Origin of the sequence: Telluria antibiotica (genome assembly GCF_011682055.1) — a bacterium.
Taxonomy (GTDB): domain Bacteria; phylum Pseudomonadota; class Gammaproteobacteria; order Burkholderiales; family Burkholderiaceae_D; genus Telluria; species Telluria antibiotica.
On record NZ_JAAQOM010000005.1, the window covers coordinates 82,859 to 101,006 of the forward strand.

General features: G+C 64.7%; 18 protein-coding genes. 17 read left to right on the forward strand and 1 reads right to left on the reverse strand.

The window, feature by feature from the left end:
• The first annotated feature begins 59 nt into the window (after positions 1-59).
• From rpsO to HAV22_RS09915, 15 genes are all read left to right on the forward strand, one after another.
• Entirely contained in the window at positions 60-329 is a 270-nt protein-coding gene (gene rpsO / locus HAV22_RS09845; RefSeq protein ID WP_036230908.1) for a 30S ribosomal protein S15, read from the forward strand.
• A 338-nt stretch (positions 330-667) separates the two neighbouring features.
• Positions 668-2,776 carry a polyribonucleotide nucleotidyltransferase gene (pnp, locus tag HAV22_RS09850; protein ID WP_166858922.1) on the forward strand — a complete coding sequence of 703 codons (2,109 nt, stop codon included), beginning with the start codon at positions 668-670 and terminating at the stop codon, positions 2,774-2,776.
• A gap of 240 nt (positions 2,777-3,016) precedes the next feature.
• The gene (locus HAV22_RS09855; RefSeq protein ID WP_166858923.1) at positions 3,017-4,189 is read left to right on the forward strand and encodes an FIST signal transduction protein; all 1,173 of its coding nucleotides are present in this window, start codon (positions 3,017-3,019) and stop codon (positions 4,187-4,189) included.
• 7 nt (positions 4,190-4,196) lie between these two features.
• Positions 4,197-5,921, forward strand: coding sequence for a hybrid sensor histidine kinase/response regulator (locus HAV22_RS09860; RefSeq protein ID WP_166858924.1), 1,725 nt, complete (start codon positions 4,197-4,199; stop codon positions 5,919-5,921).
• Between the two features lie 368 nt (positions 5,922-6,289).
• Positions 6,290-6,511 (forward strand): hypothetical protein, encoded by a 222-nt coding sequence (locus tag HAV22_RS09865; RefSeq protein ID WP_166858925.1) that lies wholly within the window; start codon positions 6,290-6,292, stop codon positions 6,509-6,511.
• Between the two features lie 415 nt (positions 6,512-6,926).
• The gene (locus HAV22_RS09870) at positions 6,927-7,796 is read left to right on the forward strand and encodes an STAS domain-containing protein (protein ID WP_166858926.1); all 870 of its coding nucleotides are present in this window, start codon (positions 6,927-6,929) and stop codon (positions 7,794-7,796) included.
• A gap of 9 nt (positions 7,797-7,805) precedes the next feature.
• Positions 7,806-8,162 carry an STAS domain-containing protein gene (locus tag HAV22_RS09875; protein WP_056137019.1) on the forward strand — a complete coding sequence of 119 codons (357 nt, stop codon included), beginning with the start codon at positions 7,806-7,808 and terminating at the stop codon, positions 8,160-8,162.
• The gene (locus HAV22_RS09880) at positions 8,162-8,629 is read left to right on the forward strand and encodes an anti-sigma regulatory factor (RefSeq protein WP_166858927.1); all 468 of its coding nucleotides are present in this window, start codon (positions 8,162-8,164) and stop codon (positions 8,627-8,629) included. Before HAV22_RS09875 ends, HAV22_RS09880 begins: the two co-directional genes overlap by 1 nt.
• Complete coding sequence (locus HAV22_RS09885; RefSeq protein WP_166858928.1) at positions 8,617-9,648, forward strand: ATP-binding SpoIIE family protein phosphatase; 1,032 nt, start codon at positions 8,617-8,619, stop codon at positions 9,646-9,648. The genes HAV22_RS09880 and HAV22_RS09885 overlap by 13 nt, the downstream gene beginning before the upstream one ends.
• A complete protein-coding gene (locus HAV22_RS09890; protein WP_166858929.1) occupies positions 9,645-10,982 on the forward strand; it encodes an ATP-binding protein in 1,338 nt (445 codons plus the stop codon). Before HAV22_RS09885 ends, HAV22_RS09890 begins: the two co-directional genes overlap by 4 nt.
• A 10-nt stretch (positions 10,983-10,992) precedes the next feature.
• Positions 10,993-12,903 carry a hybrid sensor histidine kinase/response regulator gene (locus tag HAV22_RS09895; RefSeq protein ID WP_166858930.1) on the forward strand — a complete coding sequence of 637 codons (1,911 nt, stop codon included), beginning with the start codon at positions 10,993-10,995 and terminating at the stop codon, positions 12,901-12,903.
• 627 nt (positions 12,904-13,530) lie between these two features.
• Positions 13,531-13,719 carry a hypothetical protein gene (locus HAV22_RS09900; protein ID WP_166858931.1) on the forward strand — a complete coding sequence of 63 codons (189 nt, stop codon included), beginning with the start codon at positions 13,531-13,533 and terminating at the stop codon, positions 13,717-13,719.
• Positions 13,720-14,006: 287 nt separating this feature from the next.
• Positions 14,007-14,768: a GIN domain-containing protein gene (locus HAV22_RS09905; RefSeq protein WP_166858932.1), complete on the forward strand. Its 762-nt coding sequence runs from the start codon at positions 14,007-14,009 to the stop codon at positions 14,766-14,768.
• A gap of 76 nt (positions 14,769-14,844) precedes the next feature.
• Positions 14,845-15,459 (forward strand): tetratricopeptide repeat protein, encoded by a 615-nt coding sequence (locus HAV22_RS09910; protein ID WP_166858933.1) that lies wholly within the window; start codon positions 14,845-14,847, stop codon positions 15,457-15,459.
• Between the two features lie 168 nt (positions 15,460-15,627).
• Positions 15,628-15,954 carry a KGG domain-containing protein gene (locus HAV22_RS09915; RefSeq protein WP_166858934.1) on the forward strand — a complete coding sequence of 109 codons (327 nt, stop codon included), beginning with the start codon at positions 15,628-15,630 and terminating at the stop codon, positions 15,952-15,954.
• 134 nt (positions 15,955-16,088) lie between these two features.
• Here HAV22_RS09915 and HAV22_RS31500 read toward each other — a convergent pair whose 3' ends face one another.
• A complete protein-coding gene (locus HAV22_RS31500) occupies positions 16,089-16,211 on the reverse strand; it encodes a hypothetical protein (RefSeq protein ID WP_267874758.1) in 123 nt (40 codons plus the stop codon).
• Positions 16,212-16,268: 57 nt separating this feature from the next.
• On the opposite strand from HAV22_RS31500, the gene HAV22_RS09920 reads away from it, so the two are divergent.
• On the forward strand, positions 16,269-17,255 hold the full coding sequence (locus HAV22_RS09920) for an NAD(P)H-quinone oxidoreductase (RefSeq protein ID WP_166858935.1): 987 nt from the start codon (positions 16,269-16,271) through the stop codon (positions 17,253-17,255).
• Between the two features lie 102 nt (positions 17,256-17,357).
• Positions 17,358-18,104, forward strand: a complete 747-nt coding sequence (gene tpiA, locus HAV22_RS09925; RefSeq protein ID WP_166858936.1) for a triose-phosphate isomerase — start codon at positions 17,358-17,360, stop codon at positions 18,102-18,104.
• Positions 18,105-18,148 lie beyond the last annotated feature (44 nt).

Sequence of the window (18,148 nt, forward strand, 5' to 3'; positions counted from 1 at the left end):
TTTATTAATTCACGGTGCGCTGGGTTCCGACTCTTGCACCGCATGTGAAAGGCAACATCATGACCGTAGAAAACATCAACAAGGCCGCGATCATCGCGGACAACGCACGTGGCCAGAACGACACCGGTTCGCCGGAAGTCCAGGTTGCACTGCTGACCGCCCGCATCAACGAACTGAACGGCCACTTCAAGGAGCACCAGAAGGATCACCACTCCCGTCGTGGCCTGATCATGATGGTCAACCGTCGTAAGAGCCTGCTGGCTTACCTGAAGCGCAAGGATCTGAACCGTTACCGCGACCTGATCGCCAAACTCGGCCTGCGTAAGTAATCAGCAGTTCCCGAGCATTGCGCCAGACGGCTCAAGCTTCGAAATGCCTGCGTCAGTTTTAACTGCCGCGGGCATTTTTCGTTTTGGTCGTCGTTGAAGTTTTGCACTGCAGTAAGTTTAGTAGTGGAGTAAAGGCTGTTTAGTCAGTCGGGGTCAGAGCACAGTTTTAGTCAGTCGGGGTCAGAGCACAGTTTTAGTCAGTCGGGGTCAGAGCACATCTGAGAAATTCGTGCTCTGACCCCGAGTGAATGGAAGTTCGTGCTCTGACCCCGAATGAAAAGTAGTTGAGGTGAACGACAGCGCCTGAAAATCTGTCGGCAAATAGAAAGGGATTACCCATGTTTAACAAAGTTACGAAAACCTTCCAGTACGGCGACCATACCGTGACCCTGGAGACCGGCGAAATCGCTCGCCAGGCCAGCGGCGCCGTCCTCGTGTCGGTGGAAGACACTGTCGTTCTCGCCACCGTCGTGGCCAAGAAAGACGCGAAGCCGGGCCAGGACTTCTTCCCGTTGACCGTCGACTACATCGAGAAGAGCTATGCGGCCGGCAAGATCCCGGGCGGCTTCTTCAAGCGCGAAGGCCGTCCGTCGGAGAAGGAGACCCTGACGTCGCGCCTGATCGACCGTCCGATCCGTCCGCTGTTCCCGGAGGGCTATCTGAACGAAGTCCAGGTAATCATCCACGTCCTGTCGGTCAACCCGGAAATCGATCCGGACATCCCGTCGATGATCGGCGCCTCGGCCGCCCTGTGCATCGCCGGCATCCCGTTCAACGGCCCGATCGGTGCGGCCCGCGTCGGCTACGCGAACGGCCAGTACATCCTGAACCCGACCACGACCCAGCTCAAGACGTCGCAGATGGACCTCGTCGTCGCCGGCACCGAGCACGCCGTGCTGATGGTCGAATCGGAAGCGCAGCAACTGTCGGAAGAAGTCATGCTGGGCGCCGTCGTCTACGGCCACGAGCAGATGAAGGCCGTGATCGACGCGATCCACGCGCTGGTCGAAGAAGGCGGCAAGCCGGAAGTCGAATGGGCACCGGCACCGAAGAACGAAGCGCTGATCGCGCAAGTCGCGCAACTGGCCGACGCGAAAATCCGCGACGCCTACCAGACCCGCGAAAAGTCGGCGCGCCAGCAAAAGCTGAAGTCGCTGTCGACCGAAGTGCTGGCTGGCCTGGCCGAGCAGGGCGTCGAAGCGGATGCAGCCGAAGTCGGCAACATCCTGTTCGACATGGAAGCCAAGGTCGTGCGTTCGCAGATCCTGGAAGGCGAGCCGCGCATCGACGGCCGCGACACCCGCACCGTGCGTCCGATCTCGATCCGCACCAGCGTCCTGCCGCGCACCCACGGTTCCGCGCTGTTCACCCGCGGCGAAACCCAGGCCCTCGTGATCGCCACGCTGGGCACGGGCCGCGACAGCCAGAAGATCGACGCGCTGATGGGCGAGTACACCGACGACTTCATGATGCACTACAACATGCCCCCGTTCGCCACGGGTGAAACGGGCCGCGTGGGCACGCCGAAGCGCCGCGAAATCGGCCACGGCCGCCTGGCCAAGCGCGCGCTGGTCGCCGCGCTGCCGTCGCCGGAAGAGTTCAGCTACTCGGTCCGCCTGGTGTCGGAAATCACCGAGTCGAACGGTTCGTCGTCGATGGCGTCCGTCTGCGGCGGCTGCCTGGCACTGATGGACGCGGGCGTCCCGATGAAGGCCCACGTGGCCGGCATCGCGATGGGCCTGATCAAGGAAGGCGGCAAGTTCGCCGTCCTGACCGACATCCTGGGCGATGAAGACCACCTGGGCGACATGGACTTCAAGGTCGCCGGTACCACCGCAGGCATCACCGCACTGCAGATGGACATCAAGATCCAGGGCATCACGAAGGAAATCATGCAGGTGGCACTGGCGCAAGCCAAGGAAGCCCGCCAGCACATCCTGGGCGAGATGCAGAAGGCCGTGCCGTCCGTGAAGACCGAGCTGTCGGACTTCGCACCGCGCCTGATCACCATCAAGATCAACCCGGAGAAGATCCGCGACGTGATCGGCAAGGGCGGCGCCGTGATCCGCGCACTGACCGAAGAGACGGGCACGCAGATCGACATCACCGATGAAGGCATCGTGACCATCGCCTCGGTCGACGCCGCCGCCGGCCAGGAAGCCAAGCGCCGCATCGAAGAGCTGACCGCGTCGGTCGAAGTGGGCAAGACCTACGACGGCACCGTGCTGAAGCTGCTGGACTTCGGCGCGATCGTGCAAGTCATGCCGGGCAAGGACGGCCTGCTGCACATCAGCCAGATCGCCAACGAGCGCGTGAACGCCGTCGCCGACTACCTGAAGGAAGGCCAGCAAGTGCGCGTGAAGGTCCTCGAGACCGACGAGCGCGGCCGCCTGAAGCTGTCGATGAAGGCAGCGGCCGCGGATGACGCGGCGGCAGCGGCGCAGTAAGCCTCTGCCGGCTGTTCAGCCGAATGAAACCGCCAGTGCGTGAGCCTGGCGGTTTTTTTGTACCCGCCATCCCGTTGCGGATACCTGCAGTGGTTGCGATTTTTAGTAATATTGTTGCCGCACGGATAAATTTGCATGTTTTTCCTAAGTACACTATTGTTGGAAATCAGCCAATTTTGATTGCGCTGACATGTTGACTCGCCGTCAATTTCCCACGGTAATCTACTGTTTAGATCATCCATGACAAATACCATCGTGGCGGTCGGCCACACTCTTCTATGCTCGCCGGAAGCCGCAGGTCGCGCGCTCGCCGAGTCGGTCTCCGAGAAACTGCATGGCGCCCGCCCTGACGTGCTGATCGTTTTCGCGTCTCCCGATATTGCTTATCTGCCGCTGTTGGCTGCACTCGACGCCGCGTGCCAGCCACGCGTGCTTGTCGGCTGCTCGTCTGCAGGCGAGTTTTCTGGTTGTGCCACCGGAAATTCCTCCGTGTCAGCGATGGCAATCCGCACGGACGATATCCTGTTTCGGGCCGGACTGGGCAAAGGACTCCGTCGGGATTTGAACGGCGCCCTCGAACAGGTCATGCCTGTGTTTACGGGCAGCGATCACCCCGATTTCCCTTACCGCAGTGCACTGGTGTTGACCGATGCGCTGGCAGGCTATGTCGACGAGATCATTCACGACATGATGCTGCGTACCGGCGGCACCTATCAGCTGTTTGGCGGCGGAGCGGCCGATGATGCCAGGTTCAGCGAAACGCATGTTTTTATGGGAACCGAAGCACATACCGATGCGATCGTCGTACTCGAAATGTTGTCCAAGAAGCCCCTCGGTCTCGGCGTTCGTCATGGTTGGCGGCCAAGCAGCCCGCCGCTGCGCGTCACCGAAGCGGAAGGCACCCGACTGATCAGTCTGAACGCCACGTCCGCGGTAGAAGCGTTCGAAGAGCATGCCCATGCCACTGGCCAGACGTTCAGCCGTGCCGACGCGCTCCCGTTTTTTCTTCATAACGTGATCGGTATCGAAACGGGCGACGGCTATAAGTTGCGCGTACCGCTGACGCTCAATGCCGACGGCTCGATTTCTTGTGCCGCCGAGGTACCGGTTGGCGCTACCGTGCACATCATGGTCGCGGACGCCGCCTCCGCCTGTGAGGCCGCGCGCGAGGCGGCCCAGGCGGCGCTCGCGGGTCTGGAAGGGGGCGAGCACGCCGGCTCGTTGCTGTTTGACTGTGCCGCCACCCGGCTGCGCCTCGGACGTGGATTCGACGATGAGCTGAAAGCCGTCGTCGACGCACTTGGTTCGGAGAATTTCGCCGGCTGTAATACGTATGGTCAGATTGCCCGGAGCACGGGTCAATTCAGCGGATTCCACAACTGCACTGCCGTCGTATGCGCGATCCCGCTCTAGGCATGCGATGATTCCGTTCGAGTTGGTATCCATCTTTAGCGACTTGCAGAACGCTGATACGAGATATGCCGCGGCGGCCAACCTTGCCCATTACGCTGGCGTCGAACGGATTCTGATTTTTGGACGAGACGCGGAGATCGGGATTTTTTTGCCTGCGCCGGGATTGCCGCAGACGTTGCGTGCCGGCAGACGTTGGCAAGACTTCCTTCGCCGGTGTGCGGACGAAGGCAGCGCAACGGGAGCCCTTCCGGCGAAGGAATGCGATACGGATTCGCCCGTATGGGGGCAGTGCGATTCAGGCGGTAGCGTCATCGCCGTGTTCGTGGGGACGGAACCTGGGCCGTCGACCAGGGCCGCCATAACTGCCTTGCTACCTCTGCTGGGCGCCAAGCTGGCCGGCGAACGGGCGGAAATGGCCGCCGTGGGGCTCGCCGCCGCTGCGCGTGAAAGCCACCGCCGCGCCAACGAACTCAACGCAGCCCTCGACGTCAGCCGACGCGAACTGCAGGCGGCCTACCGGCGCGTCGAAGACGAACTCGTATTCCGACGCGAGGCAGAGGCGAAGTTGCGCGATGCCGACCGCCGGAAGGATGAGTTCCTGGCGATGCTGGCGCATGAGTTGCGCAATCCGCTTGCGCCGATTGGCATGGCGGCCAAAGTCCTCAGGGGTGGGCAGGTATCGCCTGATCGGGTGATGCAGACCTGCGAGATCATCGACCGCCAGATTCGTCACATGATCAAACTGCTCGACGACCTGCTCGATGTGTCGCGCGTCACCCGCGGCCTCGTGGTGCTGACGCAGGGACTGCACGACATCGTCGCCATCGTGCGGGACGCCGTCGAACAGGCGAGGCCGCTGATTGACGCGAGGCGTCACCGCCTGTCGATCACGGTGCCGACGCAAGCCGCGCAGGTGCGCGGTGACGGCACCCGGCTGGTGCAGATTGTCACGAACCTGCTCAACAACGCGGCCAAGTACACACCGGAAGGCGGTGTCATCGAGCTTGAACTCAAACTGGATGCCGACATCGTGCACATCATCGTGCGCGACAATGGAAACGGCATCGACGCCACGCTGCTGCCTCATATCTTCGACCTGTTCGTTCAGGGCGCGCGTTCATTCGATCGCTCCCAGGGCGGATTGGGGATAGGCCTCGCACTGGTGAAAAGCCTGATCGAGCAGCATCGAGGAAACATCAGCGTGACGAGCGGAGGACATGGGGCGGGCAGCGAATTCACCATTCGGCTGCCTCGAGCGGAGGAAGAGGCACCTGTCCTGGACATGCCCCAGCACGGCAATACAGCCGATAGCCGACCACTCAGCATCCTTATTGTCGACGACAATGCGGACGCGGCCGACATGCTGTCAATGTACCTTGGTTCGGTCGGGCACCAACCGCATGTCGCCTACGAAGGACATCGCGGACTTGAGTTGGCGCAGGAGGCTGCGCCGGACGTGCTCTTGCTCGATATCGGGCTGCCCGATATCGACGGTTACCAGTTGGCGCAACGGATTCGTGCGCTGCCGCAGACTGCCGACGCGATGCTGATCGCGCTGACGGGCTACGGCCAGGACTCGGATCGCAAACGTTCGATCGCTGCAGGTTTTGACCATCACCTCACCAAACCAGTCGATGTCGCGGCGTTACTGCGCTTGCTCGCGAACGGGGGAGGAAGGACGCCCGAACGCGCCGACCTTCCAGCGCATGGTGCACTTGGAAGGTCTGTGTGACGACGCAACGGTAGCATTGTTCGTCATGGATACGCGCCAGCACTGCGTTTACACGCACGCTGCGGCAGAACGACTTACAGGACTTTCGACGCTTCGGTCGTGGCGGTCGCCGTAGCCGCGCAGCGCCGTGGCACGCAATACGTGCTCGACCTCCTGCTGTTCTCTCATTCGTTGATGGTACGTCGAACGGACGTTGTGAGCATTCTTATTCATGACGAGAGACAAAGTCATTCAATCCAGTGATGTCTCAGTAGGGCTTGGTACTTTATATATTTAATCCATGAATGACCAGTATTTGAACATAGAATTGGATTTATATCTCATCCGTTTCCATAATGTGCTCACAGTCAACGAAACGGAGAAGAGAAATGAACATCGCAAAAAACATGGAATTCGTCTTTGTCGCAGCCGCCTTCGTCGGCGTCACGATGGCCAACGCGTTCGCCGCGCCCGCCGCGCCGCTGAAAGTCTCCGCCCGCTCGGCCATCGTCGCGAAAGCGCCGGTCTTCCAGGCGCCCATGATGACGATCGTCGTCGTCGCCAAGCGTCCGACGGTCGCACAGAAAGCCAAGCGCACGGCCACCGTATGAGCCGCCGTGCCGAACAGCGGCGTCGCGATCGACGCGACGCCCGCTGAGGCCGCATGACGTAGTTCCCTTCGTTTCCCGCCACCCCTTCCAGCCGATTCGGCGCTGGACGATTCCCAGCTCCCACGCATTGTCCTTCCGGCGTCTTGCCGGCATGCGTCATGCCGTCGCAGCGCGCGCATAAACACGCACGGTATTCGGATGCCCCGCGTATCCGCAAACGTAAATTCCACCGACTCGAAACAACGCTGAATATGTGGCGTTAATACGCCTACATTGAAAAATAAATCCAAACTCTGACGTCCTATCGTGTCGTATTGTCCAGGCGATGGATGGTATAGTTGGTCATTTGACAGAATTGCCGGGATCGTAAAATGATCCGAACGGCGTAACCTTTCACGACGAAAAAGGACGACAAATGACGAGCCACGACTACGCCAACCGCATCAGCCAGCTCATCCAGGACCACGAGGCCGAGATCGGCGCCGAATGGGCCGAGCAGCTGAGCGCCCTGACGGTGCGGTCGAACGTCGTCTCGAAAGACCAGCTGCGCAAGCACTGCCAGCAATTCCTGGCCGCGTTCGCGCAGGCCACGCGTGGGGGCGAGCTGGAGAACATGGAACATCGTTCGTGGGACGAGGTGCGCGACATCCTCTCCGAGATCTCGTCGAGCCGTGCCCGCAACGGCTCGACCCCCAGCGAGACGGCGACCTTCGTCTTTTCGCTGAAGCAGCCGCTGTTCGTGCACCTGAACCAGGGCTTCGCGAACGATCCGGCCGGGCTCGCCAACGCCTCGTGGACCATCGGCTCGCTGCTCGACAAGATGGGCCTGTACACGATCGAGGTGTTCCAGCGCGCCCGTGACCAGATCATCGTGCGCCAGCAGCAGGAATTGCTGGAATTGTCGACGCCCGTCGTCAAGTTGTGGGACGGCATCCTCGCGTTACCGCTGATCGGCACCCTCGATTCCGCGCGCACGCAGGTCGTGATGGAAAACATCCTGCAGAAGATCGTCGACACGGGCGCCGCGATCGCCATCATCGACATCACCGGCGTGCCCACCGTCGACACGCTCGTCGCGCAGCACCTGATGAAGACCATCGCGGCCGCGCGCCTGATGGGCGCCGACTGCATCATCAGCGGCATCCGCCCGCAGATCGCGCAGACCATCGTGCACCTGGGCGTGAACCTCGAGGACGTCGTCACGAAGGCCACCCTGGCCGACGCGTTCCTCGTCGCGCTCGAGCGCACGGGCACGTCCGTCATCAAGCGCGCGTCCCACGCATAAGGATCGCGCATGGAACGCATCCCGATTCTGCGCATGGGCGACCTGCTGCTGGTGACGATCCAGGTCGACATGCACGACCGCCTGGCGATGACCCTGCAGGACGACCTGACCGAACGCATCGTGCGCGACCGCGCGAAGGGCGTGCTGATCGACATCTCGGCGCTCGACCTCGTCGACTCGTTCATCGGCCGCATGATCAGCAACACGGCCGCGATGGCGCGCGTGCTCGACGCGCAGACCGTCGTGGTGGGCATGCAGCCCGCCGTCGCGATCACGCTGGTCGAACTGGGCCTCACGCTGCATGGCGTGAAGACGGCACTCAACGTCGAGAAGGGCATGGCCCTGCTGGGAAAGACTGATTTTTGATGAGCGCGGCTCTGAATAATGCGGCGAACTTCGAGTCCGGATTGATCGAGCGGCACCGCCAGCATCGCACCGAACGCACGGCGCTGCCGCTGCGGTCGGACGAGGACGTCGTCGCCCTGCGCAAGCACGTGCGCGAGCGCGCCGTCGCGATCGGGCTGTCGCTCGTCGACCAGACCAAGCTCGTGACGGCCGCCAGCGAACTGGCGCGCAACACGCTCAAGTACGGCGGCGGCGGCACCGTGTACCTCGATGCGCTGGAGGACGGGTTCCGCAAGGGTGTGGGCCTGATCTTCGTCGACGACGGTCCTGGCATCGCGGACCTCGAGCTGGCGCTGCGCGACGGCTTCACGACGGGCGGGGGCCTCGGGCTCGGGCTCGGCGGCTCGAAGCGTCTCGTCGACGAGTTCGACATCGATTCCCGTGCGGGAGAGGGCACCGCGGTGTCGGTCGTCAAATGGAAACGCTGATCACTTCGCTGTCCCCGCAGCTCAACTTCCCGATCACGCACGCCAGCGACGTCGCGGCCGCGCGCCGCGCCGGGCAGAAACTGGCCGATGCGCTGGGCTTCGACGACGTCAAGGCCGGGCGCCTCGCCATCGTGATCACGGAAGCCGCCACCAACATCCTCAAGCACGCGGGCCAAGGCACGGTCACGGTCATGCGCACGCAGTCGGCCGTCGCGCTGCCGGGCGTGGACGTGATCGCCATCGACCACGGCCCCGGCATCGGCGACATCGAATTCGCGCAGCGCGACGGCGTCTCGACGGCCGGCACGGCCGGCACGGGCCTGGGCGCGCTGCGCCGCCAGGCCGACGATTTCGACGTCTGGACCGCGCACGGCCAGGGCAGCGCGTTCTTCATGCGCGTCTGGCAGGGCGCGGCACCACCGGAGCCGTGCGGCATCGAAGTCGGCGCCCTGTGCACACCGCTCGCGGGCGAGGACGCGTGCGGCGACGGCTGGGCCGTCGCCTGCAATCATGACGGCGCCACCCTGCTCGGCGTCGACGGCCTTGGCCATGGCCCGGAAGCGGCGAAGGCCGCCGCGGGCGCGATCCGCGCGCTGGAACAGCGCCCGGCCGACACGCCCGCCGACGTGGTGCAGACCGCGCACGGCCTGCTGCGCCCCACGCGCGGCGCGGCGCTGTCGGTGGCGCGCATCGACTACGGTTCGGACGAGGTACGCTTCGCCGGCATCGGCAACGTGAATGCCGTCGTCCACGACGGCCTGGCGCGTCGCGCGCTCGTCTCGCACAACGGCATCGTCGGCCACAATATGCGCAAGGTGCAGGAATTCGCGGCGCCGTTCCCGCAAGGCGCGCTGTGCGTGCTGTACTCGGACGGCATCCAGTCGCAATGGGACCTGGCCGCATATCCCGGCCTGCATACGCGCGCGCCCGCGCTCGTGGCGGCCGTGCTGATGCGCGACTTCATCCGCCGCCGCGACGACGCGATGGTGCTGGTCGCGCGGCGCAAGGTGACGTCATGAGCGTGCAGCGCATCCTCGCGGTGGGCCTGGGCGACGAGCAGGACGTCGTGCTCGTGCGCCAGCGCGCACGCCAGATCTCGCACCTGCTCGGGTTCTCGCAGCAGGACCAGGTGCGCATCGCCACCGCCGTCTCGGAAGTGGCGCGCGGCGCCTGCCAGCTTGCTTTCGGCGGCCGCACGGCATTCCTGATCCGCGACAGCGGCCGGCGCCAGGTGCTCGAAGTGACGATCAGCGCAGGCCCCGGCGCGCCCGGGCCGTTGTCGGACGACGCCATCGTCACGGCGCACCGCCTGATGGACGACTGCGACGCCGTACGGGACCACGAGGGTGCTGCCGCGATCACGATGTGCAAGGCGCTGCCGCCGCAATCGCGTGTCGACAACGCGCGCCTGGCCGAGATCGCGGCGCAGCTGGTCAAGGACAGCCCCGTCGCGAACACCTACAACGAATTGCAGCTGCAGAACCGCGAGCTGGTCACCACGCTGGCCGAGCTGCGCGAGCGCCAGGAAGACCTGCTGTCGCTGACGCGCGAACTGGAAGACACGAACCGCGGCATCGTCGCGCTGTACGCGGAAATCGAGGACAAGGCCGAGCGCCTGCGCAAGGCGGACGAGATGAAGTCGCGCTTCCTGTCCAACACGAGCCATGAGCTGCGCACGCCGCTGTCGTCGATCCGCGCGCTGGCCAAGCTGCTGCTCGACCGCATGGACGGCGAGCTGACGCCGGAGCAGGAGCGCCAGGTGCGCTATATCGAGGCCGCCGCGGCCGACCTGTCGGAACTCGTCAACGACCTCCTCGACCTGGCCAAGATCGAGGCGGGGCGCGTCGAGGTGCTGGTCGCGCCCGTCGTCATCGACAACCTGTTCCGCGCACTGAAGGCGATGCTGCGCCCGCTCGTCGACGATGCGCGCGTGGACCTGGTCTTCGAACCGTGCGCCTTCACGGCGGCGTTCGATTCGGACGAGGGCAAGATCTCGCAGGTGCTGCGCAACTTCATTTCGAACGCCCTGAAATTCACCGAGCAGGGCGCCGTGACCGTGTCGGCCTTCCACGATCCGGACACCGACACGATCACCTTCGCGGTGGCCGACACCGGGATCGGCATCAGTCCGGAGAACCTGCAGCTGATCTTCGAGGAGTTCAGCCAGATCGAACACCCGCTGCAGCGGCGCTGCAAGGGCACAGGTCTCGGCCTGCCGCTGTGCCGCAAGCTGGCGGAACTGCTCGGCGGCCGCGTGGACGTGGTCAGCCAGCCCGGCGCGGGCTCGACGTTCAGCCTCGTGCTGCCGCGCGTTTTCCCGCGCCATTCTTCGCCGCGCAACGATGCAACCTGAGGAACGCAACATGACGATCCCGACCTTGATCCTCAACGTCGACGACAACGATGGCGCCCGCTACGCCAAGACCCGCATCCTGCAGGGCGCCGGCTTCGACGTCGTCGAGGCGAGCAACGGCACCGATGCGCTGGCCGTCGTCAAGCGCGGCGGCGTCGCGCTCGTGCTGCTCGACGTGAAGCTCCCCGACATCAACGGCATCGAGGTGTGCCGCCGCATCAAGGCCGACCCGGACAGCGCGCTGGTGCTCGTGCTGCAGACGTCGGCCGCGCTGACGGGCCGCGCCGACAAGATCCGCGGCCTGGAAGGCGGCGCCGACAACTACCTCGCCGCGCCGATCGAGGCCGACGAGCTCGTCGCCAACGTCAACGCGCTGCTGCGCATGCGCCAGACGCAGAGCGCGCTGCGCGACAGCGAGGAACGCTTCCGCCAGCTCACCGACAACATCGAGGACGTGTTCTGGATGTTCTCCGTTCCCGCGCGCGCGCTCGAGTACGTGAGCCCCGCGTACGCGACGATCTGGGGCCGGCCGGTCGAGACGATCGAGCGCGAGCCGGGGAGCTGGATGGCGGCCGTGCATCCGGACGACCGCGCCTACGTGGCGTCGCTGTGGGATGCCTTGCCGTCGACGCCGCACTACGACGCGGAGTTCCGCGTGACGATGCCGGACGGTACGCTGCGCTGGGTGCGCGACCGCATGTTCGCCGTGCGCGATGCCCGCGACGAGGTGTATCGCGTGGCGCGCGTGACGAGCGACGTCACGCGCCGCAAGGAGATGGAAGCGCTGCTGCGCGCGGCCGACGCCAACAAGAACGAATTCCTCGCCACGCTCGCGCACGAACTGCGCAATCCGCTGTCGCCGATCCGCAATGCCGCCGCGCTGCTGGGTGCATCAAGCTTGGGCACGGACGCGGGCGCGGTCGAGCGCCAGGCGCGCGCGCGCGACGTGATCACGCGCCAGGTCGACCACCTCGCGCACCTCGTCGACGACCTGCTCGACGTGGCGCGCATCTCCGAAGGCAAGATCGTCCTGCGCCAGGAAGAGGTCGAGCTGCAGGGTGTGATCGCGCAGGCCGTGGAGACGGCCGGCCCGTTGATCGCGGCGCGCGGGCACAAGCTCGACGTCGTCCAGCCGGACTGCCAGATCTGGCTGAGGGGCGACCCCGTGCGCCTGGCGCAGTCGATGGGCAACCTGCTGCACAACGCGGCCAAGTTCACGCCGAAGGGCGGCCGGATCAAGGTCGAGGTCACGCTCGACGGCGACGTCGTGCGCATCGCCGTCCAGGACAACGGCATCGGCATCGCGGAGGACAGCCTGTCGCGCATCTTCGGCATGTTCGCCCAGGCCGCCGTCCCGCCGGACCGCGCGCCGGAAGGCCTCGGCATCGGCCTGTCGCTGGTCTCGCGCCTGCTCGAGATGCACGGCGGCCGCCTGTCGGCCACGAGCCCCGGCATCGGCCTGGGCTCCACGTTCGTCGTCGAACTGCCCGTGCTGCGCACGGCGCAAGCGGCGCGGGACGCGGCTGAACCGGACGCCGCGCCCGGCCAGCCGGCGGCGGCGTCGGGTGGGCGCAAGGTGCTGCTCGTCGACGACAACGTGGATGCGATGGAGATGATGGCCTTCCTGCTGGCCGAGATGGGCTACGAGGCGCACACGACGGCCGACGCGGGCAACCTCGTGCAAATGGCGCTGGCGCTGCGGCCGGACGTGATCGTGCTCGACATCGGCCTGCCTGGCGTGGACGGGTACGAGCTCGCGCGCAGGCTCAAGGGGAATCCGCAACTGGCGTCCACGCGCCTCGTCGCGCACACGGGCTACGGCTCGCCGGAGGACCGGCGCAAGGCGCTGGCGGCGGGGTTCGATGCGCACCTCGTCAAGCCGGCGGAACTGAAAGACCTGGAAAAAGCCCTCCAAGGTTAACGTTGCCGAATGGTGGGCACGGGGTGCCCACCCTACGATGTCGATCTTGCCGAACGCGCGGGCATGGGGTTTCGCCACCGTACGTTGTCGATGTTGCCGAGCGGTGGGCACGGGGTGCCCACCCTACGATGTCGATCTTGCCGAACGCGCGGGCATGGGGTTTCGCCACCGTACGTTGTCGATGTTGCCGAACGGTGGGCACGGGGTGCCCACCCTACGATGTCGATCTTGCCGAACGCGCGGGCATGGGGTTTCGCCACCCTACGATGTCGATCTTGCCGAACGCGCGGGCATGGGGTTTCGCCACCGTACGTTGCCGATGTTGCCGAACGGTGGGCACGGGGTGCCCACCCCTACGATGTCGATCTTGCCGAACGCGTGGGCATGGGGTTTCGCCACCGTACGTTGTCGATGTTGCCGAACGGTGGGCACGGGGTGCCCACCCTACGATGTCGATCTTGCCGAACGCGCGGGCATGGGGTTTCGCCACCGTACGTTGCCGATGTTGCCGTAGGGTGGGCACCCTGTGCCCACCTTGCACTTTGCGGTGAAGCGTGCGTCATCGCACGAACATCGCCTCGGCATAGGCCTAATCTGGCGGCATCATTGCCACCAACGGAGGCCATCATGCCCAAGGGAGCCAGCCCGAAACGCGAGCGCGAGTACAAGAAGCTCGAGACGGAATTCAAGAAGGAGCACCGCTATCCGGGCCGCGAGGAAGAGGTCGCGTCGCGCATCGTGAACAAGCAGCGCGCCGAGCACGGCGAGGCGAAGCAGTCGTCGAGCGGCGGCTCGAAGCAGTCCGCCAAGAAGTAACCCCGCACCGCCATCTGCAGAGTACAGCCTCCCGCGCCAGCGCCCGGGGGGCTTGCGCACGTCCGTGCATACATCGATGACAAACGGTGACAAACCGTGACATTTTGAACGGGTCCGGCGCGCGATAATGACCGGCTCGCCTATGCATGCCAGCCCCGTCCCCATGTCGCTCAGGTGGCCTTTTTTGCAGTTCGTCGCAATCCGCTGGGAGGCGCGGCCGGATCCGTCTATCCTGTCATCAATACATTGTGGTTTCTACAAAAAAGAACAGGAATTCGGAGAATCGGATGAACAAGATTTTCGCGCTCGCTCCGGTGGGCGTTGCCCTGTGTACCATCCTCGGGTTCGCGCACGCCGCGCCCGACCTCGCGACCGAGACGCGTCCCGTCGATGCCCGTGTCGTGCGGGTCAAGGTGGACGGTGCCGTCGACCTGAAGATCCGCCAGGGCGGCACTGCCGCGCTGACCTTGACCGGGGAACCGCGCTACCTGACGCGCACGACGACCGCGCAGAACGGCGACACGCTGACCATCGACACGGACATCCGCGGTCACGTGCACGGCGGGTCGCTGCATGCGGAGCTCGTGCTGCCGGCGCTGCGCTCGGTGACGTCCGAGAGCCTGGGCACGACGGACATCTCGGGCTTTTCCGGCGACGAACTGGAACTGACCCTGGACGGCGCGGGTTCGATGAAGATCGCCTGCAACTACCGCATCGTGAAGGCGAGCCTGGGCGGCATCGGCAGCATGCAGATGCAGGGGCTGAACGGGGAGGGCGTGGAGCTGAACCTGCAGGGGGCCGGGTATATCTCGCTCAGCGGGCGCGCCAAGTGGCTGAAGGCCGACCTGGGCGGCCTGGGCAACCTGGATGCGCAGCAGTGCAACGTGGACTCCGTCGACATCGACCTGTCGGGCCTGGGCAATGCGCGCGTGACGGCGCGCCAGAACGCGAACCTGAACCTGTCCGGCATGGGCTCGGTGACGGTGTACGGCAAGCCGCAGAACCGCACGGTGGCCGTCGATGGACTGGGCAAGGTGAGCTGGAAGTAAGTGCGCTGGACGTAGCCGTATCTCGACAAGAAGTAGAAAAACGAAGAGGCGCAAGCCTCAAGATCCGAACGAGACAATGAGAAAACTGACCGTTGCGATCCTGCTCGCACTGGGCCTGAACGGTAGTGCGATGGCGGGCCTCACGGAGGGCGCCAATGCCTACAATGCCCGCAACTACGCGCTGGCGCTGAAGGAGATCACTCCGCTTGCCAAGGCCGGCAACGCGGACGCGGAGCATTTGCTGGGCCTGATGTACTACATGGGGCGCGGCGTGCCGCGCGACTACAAGCAGGCATTCGCCTGGCACTACAAGGCCGCCGTGCAGGGCAAGGCCGACGCCGAGTACGTGATCGGCGCCATGTACTACACGGGCAATGCCGTACCCCAGGACCAGAAGCTGGCCGTGCAATGGTTCCGCAAGGCCGCGGAGCAGGGCCATCCGGACGCGCAGCACGCACTCGCCCTCATGTACCGCTACCACGTGGCGGGGATGCCGCAGGACGTCGTCATCGCGTACATGCTGTGCAACCTGGCCGCCGCCAACGGTCACCGCAACGCCATCGAACAGCGCGCGTCGCTCGCCAAACAGATGAGCCAGGAACAGATCGACGAGGCCCAGGCGCTGTCACGCAACTGGAAGCCGGGCACGCCATTGCCGGCGTCGTCGCACACGGGCGGCGGCGGTTCCTGAACAGTTAAGTTGCTCCAAGATGTAAGGACCAAGCCCACAGTGGTATGGGGTGTAGTCCTACGCGCGCATGGCGAATCCTTGGTGTTCCGGTCGTCTCGGCCGGACTACGATGGGGACCCTCAAGCAGTTTTCATGAGCCGTACGACAACTCAACCATTGGAGGCAATCATGGCAAACCAAGGCAATCAGGGCGGCAACAAGGGCGGCAACAACCAGAGCGGCGACACGAGCAATCGCGGTTTCGCATCGATGGACCCGCAGAAGCAGCGTGAAATCGCTTCGGAAGGCGGCAAGGCCGCACACGCTTCCGGCAATGCCCACGAGTTCACTTCGGAAGAAGCACGCCGCGCAGGCTCGATGAGCCACAAGAACGACGGCAGCCAGCAAAGCCAGGGTGGCGGCAGCCAGCAAAGCGGCGGCGGCACCCGCGGCGGTACGCCGGAACAGCACGCCAAGGCAGGCTCGCAGAGCCACAAGAACGACAACAAGAAGTGATGATGCGCCGATCGTGAACGCCGCGGCGGATCGCGTGCACCGGCAGTGCTGGTGAGATCGCATCCCGTCCCGTAGTTCCGTATCGCACACACGACGTGACCGACACCGCCAGCCTCCGGGCTGGCGGTGTTTTTTCATCCGCCACCACCACGGTTCTTACAAATCGCGCCCTGAGCCGTAAATTTACTACATTTGTTATATAAGCGAGCATTTTCTTGCTCATTGTTAGCGTTACCCGCCATTTTCTGCTTGCTCATGCTTGGGTGATCCCGGCCGCTCGCGTACAATTGCTCTTTATTTAACTAGGGTATGCCATGCGTGCAATCGAAATCACCCAGCCCGGCGGGCCGGGAGTGCTCACGCCCTGCGAGCGCCCCGTACCGCTGCTGAAGCCGGGCGAAGTCCTCATCCGCGTGCTCGCGGCCGGCGTCAACCGGCCCGACGTGTTCCAGCGTCTCGGCCAGTATCCCGTGCCGCCCGGCGCGTCCGACCTGCCGGGCCTGGAAGTGGCCGGCGAGATCGTCGACGGCGACCTGGGCGCCAGCGGCTTTGAAAAGGGCGACCTCGTCTGCGCGCTCGTGCAGGGCGGCGGCTACGCGGAATACTGCGCGGCCCCGCTGGACCAATGCCTGCCCGTGCCGAAGGGCCTGACGCCCCTCGAAGCGGCCGCGCTGCCCGAAACCTTTTTCACCGTGTGGAGCAATGTGTTCCAGCGCGCCGCGCTGGCGGAAGGCGAGAGCCTGCTCGTGCAGGGTGGCAGCTCCGGCATCGGCACGACGGCGATCCAGCTGGCCACGGCGCTGGGCCACCGCGTGTTCGCCACGGCCGGCAGCCGGGACAAATGCCGCGCGTGCGAAGACCTGGGCGCCGAGCGCGCGATCGATTACAAGACGGAAGACTTCGCCGCCGTCGTCAAGGAACTGACGAACGGGAAGGGCGTCGACGTCGTACTCGACATGGTCGGCGGCGACTACGTGGCGCGCGAAATCTCGTGCCTCGCCGACGACGGCCGCATCGTCGTCATCGCGCTGCTGGGCGGCGCGAAGGCCAACGTCGACCTGGGCCAGGTGCTGCGCCGCCGGCTCACCATCACGGGCTCCACGTTGCGTCCGCGTCCCGTCGCGTTCAAAGCTGGAATCGCGCGCGAGTTGCGCGAGCGCGTGTGGCCGCTGCTGGACGCCGGCCGCATCAAGCCCGTCATCTACCAGACTTTCCCACTCGAGGCGGCCGCCGATGCGCACACGCTGATGGAAAGCAGTGCGCACGTCGGCAAGATCATGCTGAATGTCGCCGCGAACTGAGACAACAAGAATGAACAATCCATTGAACAGCCATGCCAGGCCCGGTTTGACCGGTTTTTCAACGCCCGTTACAATAGCGGGTTATTTGACCGTGAGGTTGTAATGCGTGCCAAACTCATCGTAGGCAACTGGAAGATGAATGGCAGCCGCGCGGTCAATGCAAAGCTGCTGGAAGGTATCGTCGCAGGACTCGGCAAGGCGAAGGCGCAGTGCGCCGTCTGCGTGCCGGCCCCGTATCTGCAGCAATGCGAGGACGTGTTGACGGGGACGCGGGTCGCGTGGGGCGCGCAGGACGTGTCGATTCACGCATGCGGCGCCTACACGGGCGAAGTGTGCGCGACGATGCTGTCGGAGTTCGGCTGCCGCTACGTGATCGTCGGCCATTCCGAGCGCCGCGCCTACCATCGCGAAGACAGCGCGCTGGTGGCGAAGAAGGCGGTGGCGGTGCTGGCCGAGGGCATGACCCCGATCGTGTGCGTCGGCGAAACGCTGGAACAGCGCGAGGCGGGCGAGACGGCGCAAGTGGTCGGCGCCCAGCTCGACGCCGTGCTGGAAGCGCTCGACGCGGCATCGGTGCATCGAATCGTCGTGGCCTATGAACCCGTGTGGGCCATCGGCACCGGCAGGAACGCGACACCGGCGATGGCGCAGGACGTGCACGCGCAATTGCGCGCGCAACTGAAGGCGCGCAACGCGGAGGCGGCGGCCGTCGTACCGATCCTGTACGGTGGCAGCATGAAGCCGGAGAACGCGAAGGATTTGCTGGCCCAGCCGGATATCGACGGCGGGCTGATCGGGGGCGCGGCCTTGAAGGCGGAAGATTTTCTTGCCATCATTCACGCGGCCTGAACAACGCCGGGTTGGTCATCCAGTCCAGGCGAGGAATATCTCCC

Bases quoted from the DNA above. Each gene is read 5' to 3' on its own strand.
- HAV22_RS09905 (WP_166858932.1), top strand. From the start codon at position 14,007: ATGAACAAGATTTTCGCGCTCGCTCCGGTGGGCGTTGCCCTGTGTACC.
- HAV22_RS09900 (WP_166858931.1), top strand. From the start codon at position 13,531: ATGCCCAAGGGAGCCAGCCCGAAACGCGAGCGCGAGTACAAGAAGCTC.
- HAV22_RS09860 (WP_166858924.1), top strand. From the start codon at position 4,197: ATGATTCCGTTCGAGTTGGTATCCATCTTTAGCGACTTGCAGAACGCT.
- tpiA (WP_166858936.1), top strand. From the start codon at position 17,358: ATGCGTGCCAAACTCATCGTAGGCAACTGGAAGATGAATGGCAGCCGC.
- HAV22_RS09920 (WP_166858935.1), top strand. From the start codon at position 16,269: ATGCGTGCAATCGAAATCACCCAGCCCGGCGGGCCGGGAGTGCTCACG.
- HAV22_RS09890 (WP_166858929.1), top strand. From the start codon at position 9,645: ATGAGCGTGCAGCGCATCCTCGCGGTGGGCCTGGGCGACGAGCAGGAC.
- HAV22_RS09870 (WP_166858926.1), top strand. From the start codon at position 6,927: ATGACGAGCCACGACTACGCCAACCGCATCAGCCAGCTCATCCAGGAC.
- HAV22_RS09915 (WP_166858934.1), top strand. From the start codon at position 15,628: ATGGCAAACCAAGGCAATCAGGGCGGCAACAAGGGCGGCAACAACCAG.
- pnp (WP_166858922.1), top strand. From the start codon at position 668: ATGTTTAACAAAGTTACGAAAACCTTCCAGTACGGCGACCATACCGTG.
- HAV22_RS09885 (WP_166858928.1), top strand. From the start codon at position 8,617: ATGGAAACGCTGATCACTTCGCTGTCCCCGCAGCTCAACTTCCCGATC.
- HAV22_RS09865 (WP_166858925.1), top strand. From the start codon at position 6,290: ATGAACATCGCAAAAAACATGGAATTCGTCTTTGTCGCAGCCGCCTTC.
- HAV22_RS09910 (WP_166858933.1), top strand. From the start codon at position 14,845: ATGAGAAAACTGACCGTTGCGATCCTGCTCGCACTGGGCCTGAACGGT.
- HAV22_RS09875 (WP_056137019.1), top strand. From the start codon at position 7,806: ATGGAACGCATCCCGATTCTGCGCATGGGCGACCTGCTGCTGGTGACG.
- HAV22_RS09895 (WP_166858930.1), top strand. From the start codon at position 10,993: ATGACGATCCCGACCTTGATCCTCAACGTCGACGACAACGATGGCGCC.
- HAV22_RS09855 (WP_166858923.1), top strand. From the start codon at position 3,017: ATGACAAATACCATCGTGGCGGTCGGCCACACTCTTCTATGCTCGCCG.
- HAV22_RS31500 (WP_267874758.1), bottom strand. From the start codon at position 16,211: ATGAGCAAGCAGAAAATGGCGGGTAACGCTAACAATGAGCAAGAAAAT.
- HAV22_RS09880 (WP_166858927.1), top strand. From the start codon at position 8,162: ATGAGCGCGGCTCTGAATAATGCGGCGAACTTCGAGTCCGGATTGATC.
- rpsO (WP_036230908.1), top strand. From the start codon at position 60: ATGACCGTAGAAAACATCAACAAGGCCGCGATCATCGCGGACAACGCA.